Here is an 11,791-nt window from a genome sequence, read left to right as displayed (position 1 = left end):
GTGTAAATAATTGACTAAAAGACTGATAGATTATCCGTTCTATCGTTAGAAACTAAACTTATGATTCGTTGGAAACCAGGGTGCCTACCTGTCCTCCCATAGCAAGATCGTACAGGTTGCCGGGTTTGTTCATATCGAACACAATGATGGGGACGTTGTTTTCCTTACACAAAGCAAAAGCGGTCAAGTCCATGATTTTCAGGTTTTTGGCTAAGGCTTCATCAAACGAAAGGTGGTCATATTTAACTGCCGAAGGATCTTTTTCTGGGTCAGCCGTATATACTCCATCTACACGTGTACCTTTCAAAACTACCTCAGCTTCTGACTCAATCGCCCGCAAACTTGCGGTTGTGTCGGTAGTAAAGTAGGGATTACCCGTTCCGGCACCAAAAATAACAATGCGCTTTTTTTCCAGGTGGCGAATCGCCCGCCGACGAATCAGAGGCTCACAGACCTGCTCCATCTTAATGGCCGACATCAGACGCGTGTACATGCCGTGTTTTTCCAGGGAACTTTGTACCGCCATGCCATTAATCACCGTGGCGAGCATGCCCATATGATCGCCCTGCACCCGGTCAATCCCTGATTTTTCTACGGAAGCGCCTCTAAAAATATTGCCTCCACCGATTACAATCGCAATCTCGACGCCGGCATCATATACCCGACGGATTTCGCGGGCGTATTGATCCAGGATATTAAAGTCAATGACTTGCGTTTTGTCACCCCCATTAAGGGCTTCTCCGCTGAGTTTCAATAAAATACGCTTGTATTTGGGTGTTGACATGATGAAGTTGTTGGAATTGAGAGCGTAAAAATAAGGGTTGGTCTATCAGATTTACAAAAAAATTACTCAAACTCTATCAGGACCTGGTTTTTTTCAACGCTGCTTCCGGGCGTTATTTTGACGGTCTTCACGGTTCCGTCGCCGGTAGCTTTAATGGCGTTTTCCATTTTCATGGCTACGAGTACCAGCAGAATGTCTCCTTTCTTAACGGAGTCTCCGGCCTGTACAGCTACGCTCTGAATCAGGCCGGGCATCGGCGCTTTGACCTCATTGATCCGTACTTCTGTGGCCTGACTCATACCAAGACTTTCCAGCAGGAGGTCAAAACGATCCTGCGCCGATACTTGCAGAAGGGCCCCGTTGATGCGCAGGGTGCTTTTTTTCTGTTGTGGATCATGTTCAATCACCTCTACATTATACGAACGGTGATTATGCAGGACATGAAAATGATTGGGACGTAAACTTAGAAGATCGCCGGAAAAGGCTGTGCCGTCTACAATCCATTGACCTTTTTCCTGACTTACGTCAAGCGGTGGTGCGTCATTGATCGAAATTTTTAACATATAGCTATGAAGAAAAGAGGTGCTGAAATGGGATGTAGGGGGTAGTTTTTTTATTGAAATTAATATACGATTACGTGTTCTCCTGACTTCTTTTCCGGCGATTGATCAGATAGACACCCACAAGAATAATGAGCGTACCGATCCATTGCAAAACTCCAACCGATTCGTGATCCAGTAAGCCCCACGACAACGCTACAATAGGCATCAGATACGTAACAGAAGCGGCAAAAACGGCACTGGACAGTTGAATGACCCTATTAAAAAGGACAGACATCAGGCCGGAGGCCAGTACTCCGAGACAAATCATAAATAGGGAGGGGAGCAAGTTGTCCGGATTGGACATTTTTGGAAAGAAATCTGTTGCCAGTAATATTCCGAACGAAAGGGGGCCTACGCCCGCAAAAATCCAGGCAGTAGAAACGAGTGGCGGCAGCCCTCCAAAATGGCGCGCCACCAGATTGATGTTGGTGCCATAACATACAGTAGCCAACACGGCCAACAGCGCATACGAATTAACTCCGGTAAATGACACGCTTCCGTTTCGGGTAAAAACGAGCATCAAAGCGCCTGCCAGCGCAATCAGCAGGCCAATCGTTTGCAGTCGTGTGGAACGTTGCGTAAAGAAAAGCACGCCGATAATCATGGTAAACATCGGGCTGAGCGCATTGAGTGTACCTGCCAGGGCACTGCTTATCTGCGTGGTGGCAAAGGCAATCAGAAAGGCGGGCAGCAGGTAGCCAAGCAGACCCGACAAGAAAAAGTAGCCCAGCAATGGGCGTGGAATGCTTTTGCGGCTTTTGAGTAAAATCGGAAGAAAAAAGACAAAAGCCAGAAAAACCCGTCCGGCAGCAACTTCCGTGACCGAATAGACCAGGAGACTTTTTTTGATCATGATAAAGGAACTTCCCCACACCAGCGCCAAAAGTACCAGCAATCCCCAAACCAGGGGAGTCTGCGTTGGTGATGGCGTAATCAAAACCGTACTTTTTCTCATAATGCAGCAGGTTCTTCGGCGCCATATACTTCGGCTATCTCGTGTAGAATGTCATGGATTTCGGGTAGTGACAAACTCTCCACGAGGCGCATGCGGTAGGGTTTAAAATGATTCATTCCTCTAAAATAGTTGGTATAGTGTCGGCGCATTTCCAGCAGGCCTGTTATTTCTCCTTTCCAGCGTACCGAAAAATCAAGGTGCTTGCGGCAAACCTCCACGCGGTCGGCGAGGGTAGGGGGCGCCAACTGCTCGCCGGTGCGCAGAAAATGCTTTATTTCGTTGAAAATCCAGGGATAGCCAATCGAGGCCCGGCCAATCATGACCCCATCAACGCCGTAGCGATTTTTATATTCCAGCGCTTTTTGCGGGCTGTCGATGTCGCCATTTCCAAATATTGGAATCGTCAGCCGGGGATTTTCTTTCAATCGGCCAATCAGTGTCCAGTCGGCGGTACCTTTATACATTTGTACACGGGTTCGGCCGTGCACGCTGAGGGCCTGAATCCCGATGTCCTGCAAACGCTCGGCAACTTCCATGATATTTTTCGTGCTTTCGTCCCAGCCCAGGCGGGTCTTCACCGTCACGGGCAAATGCGTGGCTTTCACTACGGCCTCGGTCATTTTAACCATTTTGGGAATATCCTGCAGCAACGCTGCTCCGGCACCCCGGCAGGCCACATTTTTTACAGGACAGCCATAATTGATGTCGATCAGGTCGGGGCGGGCGCGGGTGGCGATTTCGGCGCAGGAGCGCATCGTTTCAATATCGCTGCCAAAAAGCTGAATTCCGATTGGATGCTCGTAATCAAAAATATCTAATTTCTGCACGCTTTTGGCAGCATCCCGGATCAGCCCTTCGGACGAAATAAACTCCGTGTACATCAAGTCCGCTCCATTCGCTTTGCATACAGCCCGAAAAGGCGGGTCGCTGACATCCTCCATCGGGGCAAGCAATAAGGGAAAGTCATTCAACTCGATTGATCCAATTCTTACCATATCTATTTTCCGGTTTTTAGTTTGAACGAAGGCCCGTCAGGGGGCTATGAACGTGTGGTGGTTTTTGGATTCGTACCAGAATAGGCAATAAACATGTTCGTTGATACGAAATTAGGCGTAAATTTACAGGAATTATGCTAGAATCTAACCCACTTCCCATACGATCTCGTGTACCAAACACCTGGCGAAGCCTATTGGTTTTGGTAGGTTTTATCCTTGTAGGGATGTCCGCAGGCAATATGCTCGCGCTACTAATCCTGATGAAATTCCTTTCCGGCGAAGACGGCCAACTATCGGTGAATGTGCTTACTGAGCTGATTCAGTCACCTGCCGATGTACCCAACGGCTGGTATGGCCTCATGATTCTTCAAGCTACGGCTCATGTGTGCACGTACCTGCTGCCACCCTTGCTTTACTGGACCTATATCGAACGTAAAACCATTGCTCATTTTCAAATTCGCCCCTTATCTCAGCCGCTGATTTGGGTACTTGTGCTATTGGTTGTGATAGCGTTTATGCCTTTTAATAGCCTGATTATTGAATGGAATGCCAACATGCATCTGCCCGATTTTTTGCAGGGCGTGGAGAAATGGATGCGCGATAAAGAAGATCAAATGGCGGGAATGACCGATTTTCTGACAGAGTTTGATACTCCCGGACAGTTCCTATTGGCGATGCTGGTCATTGCTGTTATTCCGGCAGTCGGCGAAGAACTGCTGTTCCGAGGGGTCTTGCAGCGCAAATTTGCCGAAGCCTGGGCCAATGTCCACGTGGCAATCTGGGTTTCAGCAGCCATTTTCAGTGCCATTCATTTTCAGTTCTACGGTTTTTTTCCACGCATGCTGCTAGGCGCACTTTTTGGCTACCTTTACTTCTGGACCGGCAGCCTGTCGCTGACCATTTTTGCCCACTTTGTGAACAATGGCTTCATGGTCCTGATGATTTATCTTCATCAGCTAAAAGTAGTAGACATGGACATTGAGGACTCAGATGCTATGCCCTGGGGCGCGGTAGTGGTGTCAGCGTTTGTCACGGGCGCAATCCTCTACCGAATCTGGAAAGAAAGAAATAAGGCGGTGGTACAATTATAGTAGACTTTTTGGCGGCGGTCAGACTACCGTCAAAATTTAACAACTACATATAACTTTATAAGAGATCCGAAATTTCAAAAGAGTAGGAAATCCTAAGCGAAAAACATTATGGCTTTAAAAGAACAATTACAAAAACTTGCCACAGAGAAAAATTCTCCCTGCGTTACCATTTCGATGAATACGCATCGTACCCATCCTGATAACGCGCAAGATGAAATAGTACTCAAAAACCTTTTAAAAGAAGCAGAGGAGCGGGTGATAGATGAATTTGGTAAAAGACCTGTATCGCAACTTTTAGAAAAAATTGAATTGGCAGCCGAAGAAATTGATGTAAACCAAAATTTAGATAGTTTACACATTTTTCTTTCAAACGATACCTTTGAGATCGTAAAATCATCCTGGGAAACCAGCAACAATGAGGTTCATATCTCCGATAGTTTTGCCATTCGTTCGCTGATCAAAAATTACAATCGCAGTGAAAATTATTTAGTGATGCTTTTCTCACAAAGTGGTGTTCAATTGTTTGAGGCTGTGAACGATGATATTGTTAAAGAACTGAAAAACGATGATTTTCCATTTTCAGAAAATAGACATTACAACACACATTCTGACAAAGGAAGCGACCCCAAACATCTTGACGATTTGGTGCGTGAGTTTTCAAACAAGGTAGATAAAGCACTTGTAAATGTGTATAACGAGACTGAGCTAAAATGTGTGGTTATAGCTACCGAAGATAACTACAGCCGATTACAGCAAGTAGCTGATAAGCCCATTGCTTATTTAGGATTTAGCCCTATTGACTATAATAACACTACACCCCATCACATCGCAACCCAATCGTGGGAGCTTGTTAAGGAGCAACAGAAACAGCGTAGAACAGAATCGATTAGTGAAATGCAAGAGGCTGTGGCACACGGGAGAGTACTAACAGACATCCAGGAAATTTTTCAGGCATCAATCGATGGTCGCGCTGATCTGCTTATAGTTCATCAGGATTTTTCACAAGCAGTTGTAATGAAAGATGAACGAACTTTTGATTTGGTAGAGGATGCAACACAGCCAAATACAATTGATGACATTACGAGTATAGTGGCATGGGAAGTAATTTCAAAGAAAGGAAGAGTGATATTTACCTCACAGGAGGAATTAAGTGACCTGGGAAATATTGTATTAAAGACGAGATACTAGTACTAACTTTGGGGCTTTAAAGCAGTTTGGCAAAAAGGTTGGGCAATAGCAGTAGTGTTTTATTAGTTAAGTAAGTTTTTTATCTAAATATAGCCTTCCTGTTTATGATTTTGATGCCCGGCCCTATGCCAAACTGTGGGTATTGGCCACCTTCAAAACTGAATTCAACAAGAATAACCTAACCTTTTGAGCAGTTAATTGATTATGGAAAATTGGGAACTAATCCTGAGTAGCAAAGACTCGGCCCGGGCCGAAATTGCCAAAGGCATTTTGCAGGAGCAGCAGATTCATGCAGTCATTATGGACAAAAAAGATAGTAACTATCCCGTTTTTGGGTTTTTTGAAGTATACGTGCCTCTGGAAGATGCAGAGCGGGCAAAAACTATTTTGACGAATGAGATCACGCCTGAGTAGCCTTAGCAATCTTCAACAGCGTGTAATTGCAGGAGTAATTGGTGTGAGCATCATTGTGACGAGTATTCTGTATAGCGATGTATCGTTTATGCTGCTTTTCTGTGCCATAAGTATGCTCACACAGCTCGAATTTTATAAATTACTGGGCCTTGACGGCAATCAGCCTTTGACATTTTATGGCACTCTCTGCGGAGTAGTGCTTGTGGTACTTACCTACCTGGTTGAAAAGGGAGTTATTGCTTTTGAAAATTACTTCCTGATCAGTCCGCTGTTGGCCATGATTTTTTTCATAAAACTGTATAAAAAAAATGACCTGAAACCCTTTACCAATATCGGCTTTACTTTTTTGGGGCTAATCTACGTTGCGCTGCCATTTTCACTCATTATCGTCATGGCAATGCGGGGCGGGATTTACAACTTTGAAATAATACTTGGAAGTTTACTCTTACTTTGGGCTACGGATATAGGAGCGTATTTTGCCGGTACAAAATTTGGTAAACGTAAACTTTTTGAGCGGGTATCGCCCAAAAAATCCTGGGAAGGTGCCGTTGGCGGAGCCGTTCTTGCAACCTGCGTTGCCTTTGTCATTGGTCATTATTTCCGTACATTCGAGCCCTGGAAATGGTTTTGTATCGGGGGAATAATCGTCGTAACCGGCACCTACGGCGATTTGGTGGAGTCGCTCTTTAAGCGGAGCATCGCCATTAAGGATTCTGGAAGTACGATTCCTGGTCATGGAGGTTTTCTGGATCGCTTTGACGGACTGTTGCTTTCAGCTCCATTTATCGTAACATTCCTGAAAATATTTTCCTGAATGATCCAACCTTTTATCCTGAAAAAGGAACAATTAGACCATTGCCCTGTCGTTACTTTTGTAGCTGGAAAGACCTCTTGGTTAAAAGAAAATGACTTACCAGCCACCCTGTTTAATCCATCGAAAATTTCTATTGCTACCATGAAAAACAGTCTCCCCTATATAGCTTTATTTCTTTTCTTGGCTCTGTTTGGTCCTGACGCCCGCGCGCAGGGAGAACAAAAAGCCATTATTTTTACGGGTGTAGTCGTTGCCGGAAAATCTACGGAACGATTGCCCGGTGCCTATATTTTTATCCCCAAAGCCGGACGCGGCACACTTACCAATAATGTAGGGTACTTTTCAATTCCGGTATTTCCCGGCGACAGCATTGTGTATAGTTACGTGGGCTACAAAACGCAGTACCACGTAGTTCCCCGGCAATACAATGCCGAAGGCTATTCAGCCATCATTGCCATGCAGGAATCTGTGACGATGCTCGCGGAAGTGAAGGTGTATCCTTATGCAACGGAAGAAGAATTCAAACGGGCATTTTTGGAGTTGAAATTGCCGGATCAGGCTGACAGAGACGCACTTGCCCGCAATACAGACATTAATTATTTGAATCGAATGGCGGCCCAAATGCCCAACAATGCCCAAACCAACTATCGCTATACCATGGATCAGCAGATTTTTGGACGGGAGTCGGCTGCTAACAAGGGCTTTGCTACCACCTTTCCATTCCTGAACCCGTTTGCCTGGTCGAGCTTCATCAAATCCGTGCAAAATGGGGATCTCAAAAAGAAAGAATACCGGAAAGATTTGGGTGAAACTCCCCGGGAAAACATGACGCGTCAGGATTATATCAGGAAGTAAATCAGGCACAATTTATCAGCCTTTGAAGGTCAACAATTCCAGGTTTTTTCCATCATACACTCCAAACGTTTGTTGATTGACCCACTCGCCGAGGTTGATATATCGGCTTGTGGCGTTTAGCCGGAGGTCGAGTGGCAGGTGCCGATGGCCAAAAATGTAGTAGTCGTGAGGCAGGAGCTGTTCCACTTCCTGGCAATATAAATAGAGCCACTCGCGGTCTTCGCCCATAAATTTTTCTTCTCCTTTTTTGATATTTGAAATACGGCTTCTTCTCGACCAGCCATTCGCAATTCGGATGCCCACGTCGGGATGAAGCTGTCGGAATGACCACTTAGCCAATGGATTTGCAAACACTTTTTTGAGTTGTTTATACACGGCATCTCCCGGCCCGAGTCCATCGCCATGCCCAACGAGCAAATGCTGAATAGAACCCTGAACACCCGTGATTTCGTAACGTACGGGCTGCCTGAAAATGGTAGCTCCCAGCTCCGTTGAAAAGTAGTCGGACATCCACATGTCGTGATTTCCGGTAAAAAAAACTAGCTCAATTCCTTCGTCGGCAAGCTCGGCCAAAGCGCCCAAAAGCCGTACGTAACCCTTGGGAACGGCATGTTTGTACTCAAACCAGAAATCAAAAATATCTCCAACCAGAAAAATTACCTGCGCGTCGGCCCGAATACTTTCGAGCCATCGCACAATCGTACGTTCGCGGTAGCGGCTGGCTTCGGGGCTGGGAGCTCCCAAATGAAAATCTGAGGCAAAATAAAGTTTCCTGCCACTCTTCAACGATAGGTTTTCTGTATGAAATGTTGTGCTCATGAAATCTGAAATGAGGTGCAATTTACGAGTTTCCTTCGCTGCCATCCAATACCCGCCTACGGATTGATAGTCCATTTGCTCCAATTAGTTGTCCGGATTTGTCAATGACTCATTACTTAAAAACCATTTAGAGGTATGTATGTATATTCGATTTAAAGAACACCTGCACCACCGATCAGCTGAATGGCATGTTCCCTTAGTATATGACACTTGACCTGGACCGAAAAATGGCACAACTGGAATTGAAGCTGCTCCGTGCGCAACTCAATTCGCATTTTATGTTCAATAATCTGAACGCCATTAATTTCTATATTTTACAGAAAGATCCTCAAAAAGCCTCCTTTTACCTGACCCTTTTCTCTCGCCTGATGCGGCGAATTATGGCTGGTTCGCAGCGTGATTTCATCAAGCTCTCCGAAGAAATAGAAACCCTCAGGCTCTATGTACAACTGGAAAGTATGCGGTTTAATCATCCCATCGAACTGCAACCTGTGTATGGGGAAAATATTGATCCTGAGATGATTATGTTTCCTTCTCTGCTGTTGCATACGTATATTGAACATGCAATCTGGAATCATTTGCTGCCACTTACACAAGACGGTAAAATTCGTTTGGGGGTTTTTAGAAGGTTGAATAAATTTCATATTGTGCTCGAAGATAACGGCATACATCGGTCAGAGACGCACGCACATCGCCTGATGACGCAGGATGAAGCCGGATTGCAGATGGCCGAAGAACGGGTGTTTTTACTAAACCAAAGACACGGAACCGATATTCAGGTGCAGGTTGTTGAGGTGCCAATAGCTGGCGGGGAGCCTGGCAGACGGGTGGAAATTGAGTTTGAGCCCATCCCTTTTACTAAACCTAAGCAGTAATTTTAGAACCGGACGTACTTGTTTTTGGTAGTAGTTGGAGTTAAATCCGAGGCAATATCTCGCGAATAAAACAGGGTTATGAAAGCAATTTTAGTAGACGACGAAGTTCATTGTACCGAAAGTCTTGCCATTTTACTGAGGCAATATTGTCCGCATGTTGATGTAGTGGGCAAATATAATCGCGCGGAAGAAGCCCTTGCCGTGCTGAATGAATCTACTTTCGATGTACTGTTTCTGGATATTGAAATGCCGGTTTATAATGGATTTGATATACTAAATCGCCTGACCAATAAATCTTTTGAGGTGATCTTTACCACTGCATATGATCAATTTGCCGTGAAAGCATTCAAATACAGCGCCTTTGATTACCTGCTGAAACCCATTGACGGACAGGAGCTTAAAGCCTGTGTGGACAAACTGTCCGAAAAACAGCAGCATTCAGATTTGCAGAATCAGCTCAATTTTCTTCGGACGCTCCTCGTCAAAGATCAGCAGGCACCGCAGAAAATCGCTCTACCCACCACAATGGGCCTGGAATACGTCAATGTTGCTGATATTATCCGTTGCGAATCAGATAGCAACTACACCCGGATTTTCCTGAAAGATCCTGTACCTACCTTAATTTGCCGGACGCTCAAAGAGGTAGAAGAGTTGCTGGAAGGTGCAAATTTTGCCCGTGTTCATCATTCATACCTCATCAATCTGGATCATTTGAGAAAATATGTCCGATCGGATGGTGGCTACGTCGTAATGTCCGACGGGAGTGAAGTGGCCGTGTCGCGTAGTCGGAAAGATGTGCTGAACAACCTTCTGAAAGTACGCTCTTTTCGCAACTAGCTCCTCGAACCACTCGCTCATTCAACCAAAAGAGCATCCCTATATTTAGTATATTTACGTGTAAAACCGAGTTCCATTTAACAATTTAGGTACCATGAACCATTTGAAAATCAGTTTATTGTTAGTGCTATCCAGCGTGTTGCTTTCACTTTCTGCGCACGGTCAGATACGAATAAACAAACCTGAAAAAGTAATAGAAAGACAGGCCGAAAACCGGGCAAATCGGAAGATTGATCAGGCCGTTGACAAAGGGTTTGATAAATTGGAAGAAGGAATTGGCAGTATTTTCAAGAAAAAAGAAAAGCCCGCCAAAGAAGATAAAAACTCGTCGGAGAATAAAACAAACGAGGAAGAAAACGCCGGCAATGGAGGCGGACGTGTGTCGGGTGGCAACGCCGGATCAGGTGGGCAAACCGCTGCGACCAAGCCAGAAAAGGCAAGTTTGAAGTCGTACAGCAAGTATGATTTTATTCAGGGAGAAAAAATTGTGGCCTCCGAAGACTTCTCTCAGGATGCCGTGGGCGATTTTCCGGCCAAGTGGAATACCAACGGTACCGCCGAAGTTGTTACGATTGAGGGTATTCCGGGAAAATGGCTCATGATGGAAAATGCCCAGAATATTTCTTATATCCCTGATTTTGTGAAAGATCTGCCGGAAAATTTTACTTTGGAATTTGACCTGATATATAACAACTGGGAAAAGAAATATGCGTATCACAGGCGTCTCTACGTGACTGTCCACGAAACAGAAAAGAGTGACGCACGCATTCAGCAGCAAGCCGCCGGGCGTGGTGCTACGTTTCAGTTTGAAGGCGGCATGGGTACCGGTGAGGTGCGGCTCATGCAAACCAAAGCGGGTGGAGGATATACCGATTTGACGGGTACAAAAGAGATGGAAGGGTACATCAATCCCGAAAATAATGGCAAGGTTTTCCATGTTTCGATGTGGCGGCAAAAATCGCGGTTGCGCATTTATGTCGATGAAATGAAGGTTTTTGATTTGCCCCGTATTTTTCCAGAAGATATAAAACTTAACTCCCTACGGTTGCATTCGGAAGTTTCCAATGAGGGAGAGCAGGTTTTTGTTTCTAATTTTCGGCTTGCCGTTGGGGCCCCGGATACCCGTTCCAAGCTGATTACGGAAGGTAAATTTGTGACAACCGGTATTACTTTTGGTGTTAATTCGGCTCAAATTCGGCCCGAATCGTATGCCGTGCTGAAAGATATTGCCGCAACATTAACCGAAAACCCATCAGTAAAGGTGAAGATTGTAGGGCACACGGATTCCGATGGCGACGATGCAGCCAATCTCGAACTTTCAAAAAAGCGGGCAGAATCGGTGAAAGAGTCACTTTCACAGGAATTTGGTATTGATAAAAGCCGCATGGAAACTGACGGCAAAGGCGAGACCGCACCCGCTGCACCCAATACAACACCCGAAGGAAAAGCCAACAACCGACGGGTAGAATTTGTAAAAATGTAGCCGTGATTTCAGGGCCTGTGCCACACAGGCCCTCACAATAAGCCCGAGGATTTTGTAGATTTCCTGACTGAAACCCGGT

General features: G+C 45.4%; 13 protein-coding genes. 8 read left to right on the top strand and 5 right to left on the bottom strand.

Annotation, left to right across the window (positions count from 1 at the left end):
* Positions 1 to 58 precede the first annotated feature (58 nt).
* From pyrH to dusB, 4 genes are all read right to left on the bottom strand, one after another.
* Positions 59 to 784 carry a UMP kinase gene (gene pyrH / locus EZE20_RS22930; protein ID WP_132122179.1) on the bottom strand — a complete coding sequence of 242 codons (726 nt, stop codon included), beginning with the start codon at positions 782 to 784 and terminating at the stop codon, positions 59 to 61.
* 62 nt (positions 785 to 846) lie between these two features.
* On the bottom strand, positions 847 to 1,347 hold the full coding sequence (locus tag EZE20_RS22925; protein ID WP_132122177.1) for a biotin/lipoyl-containing protein: 501 nt from the start codon (positions 1,345 to 1,347) through the stop codon (positions 847 to 849).
* 70 nt (positions 1,348 to 1,417) lie between these two features.
* A complete protein-coding gene (locus tag EZE20_RS22920; protein WP_132122175.1) occupies positions 1,418 to 2,341 on the bottom strand; it encodes a DMT family transporter in 924 nt (307 codons plus the stop codon).
* Positions 2,338 to 3,336 (bottom strand): tRNA dihydrouridine synthase DusB, encoded by a 999-nt coding sequence (dusB, locus tag EZE20_RS22915; RefSeq protein ID WP_132122173.1) that lies wholly within the window; start codon positions 3,334 to 3,336, stop codon positions 2,338 to 2,340. The genes EZE20_RS22920 and dusB overlap by 4 nt, the downstream gene beginning before the upstream one ends.
* A 134-nt stretch (positions 3,337 to 3,470) precedes the next feature.
* Here dusB and EZE20_RS22910 point away from each other — a divergent pair, with 134 nt between their 5' ends.
* The 5 genes from EZE20_RS22910 (at position 3,471) to EZE20_RS22890 (ending at position 7,698) form a co-directional block, all read left to right on the top strand.
* Positions 3,471 to 4,427: a CPBP family intramembrane glutamic endopeptidase gene (locus tag EZE20_RS22910; RefSeq protein ID WP_132122171.1), complete on the top strand. Its 957-nt coding sequence runs from the start codon at positions 3,471 to 3,473 to the stop codon at positions 4,425 to 4,427.
* A gap of 108 nt (positions 4,428 to 4,535) precedes the next feature.
* The gene (locus EZE20_RS22905) at positions 4,536 to 5,615 is read left to right on the top strand and encodes a baeRF3 domain-containing protein (protein WP_132122169.1); all 1,080 of its coding nucleotides are present in this window, start codon (positions 4,536 to 4,538) and stop codon (positions 5,613 to 5,615) included.
* Positions 5,616 to 5,819: 204 nt separating this feature from the next.
* Positions 5,820 to 6,029, top strand: a complete 210-nt coding sequence (locus EZE20_RS22900; RefSeq protein ID WP_132122167.1) for a putative signal transducing protein — start codon at positions 5,820 to 5,822, stop codon at positions 6,027 to 6,029.
* Complete coding sequence (locus EZE20_RS22895; RefSeq protein WP_132122165.1) at positions 6,010 to 6,843, top strand: phosphatidate cytidylyltransferase; 834 nt, start codon at positions 6,010 to 6,012, stop codon at positions 6,841 to 6,843. The genes EZE20_RS22900 and EZE20_RS22895 overlap by 20 nt, the downstream gene beginning before the upstream one ends.
* 141 nt (positions 6,844 to 6,984) lie before the next feature.
* Positions 6,985 to 7,698 (top strand): carboxypeptidase-like regulatory domain-containing protein, encoded by a 714-nt coding sequence (locus EZE20_RS22890; RefSeq protein WP_132122163.1) that lies wholly within the window; start codon positions 6,985 to 6,987, stop codon positions 7,696 to 7,698.
* A 15-nt stretch (positions 7,699 to 7,713) separates the two neighbouring features.
* Here EZE20_RS22890 and EZE20_RS22885 read toward each other — a convergent pair whose 3' ends face one another.
* Positions 7,714 to 8,517: a UDP-2,3-diacylglucosamine diphosphatase gene (locus tag EZE20_RS22885; RefSeq protein WP_132122203.1), complete on the bottom strand. Its 804-nt coding sequence runs from the start codon at positions 8,515 to 8,517 to the stop codon at positions 7,714 to 7,716.
* Positions 8,518 to 8,720: 203 nt separating this feature from the next.
* Between EZE20_RS22885 and EZE20_RS22880 the strand changes: the two genes are divergently transcribed.
* From EZE20_RS22880 to EZE20_RS22870, 3 genes are all read left to right on the top strand, one after another.
* The gene (locus tag EZE20_RS22880) at positions 8,721 to 9,392 is read left to right on the top strand and encodes a sensor histidine kinase (RefSeq protein WP_132122161.1); all 672 of its coding nucleotides are present in this window, start codon (positions 8,721 to 8,723) and stop codon (positions 9,390 to 9,392) included.
* Between the two features lie 78 nt (positions 9,393 to 9,470).
* A complete protein-coding gene (locus EZE20_RS22875) occupies positions 9,471 to 10,229 on the top strand; it encodes a LytR/AlgR family response regulator transcription factor (protein ID WP_132122160.1) in 759 nt (252 codons plus the stop codon).
* A 94-nt stretch (positions 10,230 to 10,323) separates the two neighbouring features.
* The gene (locus tag EZE20_RS22870; protein WP_132122158.1) at positions 10,324 to 11,712 is read left to right on the top strand and encodes an OmpA family protein; all 1,389 of its coding nucleotides are present in this window, start codon (positions 10,324 to 10,326) and stop codon (positions 11,710 to 11,712) included.
* Positions 11,713 to 11,791 lie beyond the last annotated feature (79 nt).

The organism is Arundinibacter roseus (genome assembly GCF_004348825.1).
Lineage (GTDB): Bacteria > Bacteroidota > Bacteroidia > Cytophagales > Spirosomataceae > Arundinibacter > Arundinibacter roseus.
This window is presented reverse-complemented; position numbering and strand designations above follow the sequence as displayed.

Excerpts from the sequence above, each read along its gene's own strand:
- pyrH (WP_132122179.1), bottom strand. The coding sequence starts at position 784 with ATGTCAACACCCAAATACAAGCGTATTTTATTGAAACTCAGCGGAGAA.
- EZE20_RS22925 (WP_132122177.1), bottom strand. The coding sequence starts at position 1,347 with ATGTTAAAAATTTCGATCAATGACGCACCACCGCTTGACGTAAGTCAG.
- EZE20_RS22920 (WP_132122175.1), bottom strand. The coding sequence starts at position 2,341 with ATGAGAAAAAGTACGGTTTTGATTACGCCATCACCAACGCAGACTCCC.
- dusB (WP_132122173.1), bottom strand. The coding sequence starts at position 3,336 with ATGGTAAGAATTGGATCAATCGAGTTGAATGACTTTCCCTTATTGCTT.
- EZE20_RS22910 (WP_132122171.1), top strand. The coding sequence starts at position 3,471 with ATGCTAGAATCTAACCCACTTCCCATACGATCTCGTGTACCAAACACC.
- EZE20_RS22905 (WP_132122169.1), top strand. The coding sequence starts at position 4,536 with ATGGCTTTAAAAGAACAATTACAAAAACTTGCCACAGAGAAAAATTCT.
- EZE20_RS22900 (WP_132122167.1), top strand. The coding sequence starts at position 5,820 with ATGGAAAATTGGGAACTAATCCTGAGTAGCAAAGACTCGGCCCGGGCC.
- EZE20_RS22895 (WP_132122165.1), top strand. The coding sequence starts at position 6,010 with ATGAGATCACGCCTGAGTAGCCTTAGCAATCTTCAACAGCGTGTAATT.
- EZE20_RS22890 (WP_132122163.1), top strand. The coding sequence starts at position 6,985 with ATGAAAAACAGTCTCCCCTATATAGCTTTATTTCTTTTCTTGGCTCTG.
- EZE20_RS22885 (WP_132122203.1), bottom strand. The coding sequence starts at position 8,517 with ATGAGCACAACATTTCATACAGAAAACCTATCGTTGAAGAGTGGCAGG.
- EZE20_RS22880 (WP_132122161.1), top strand. The coding sequence starts at position 8,721 with ATGACACTTGACCTGGACCGAAAAATGGCACAACTGGAATTGAAGCTG.
- EZE20_RS22875 (WP_132122160.1), top strand. The coding sequence starts at position 9,471 with ATGAAAGCAATTTTAGTAGACGACGAAGTTCATTGTACCGAAAGTCTT.
- EZE20_RS22870 (WP_132122158.1), top strand. The coding sequence starts at position 10,324 with ATGAACCATTTGAAAATCAGTTTATTGTTAGTGCTATCCAGCGTGTTG.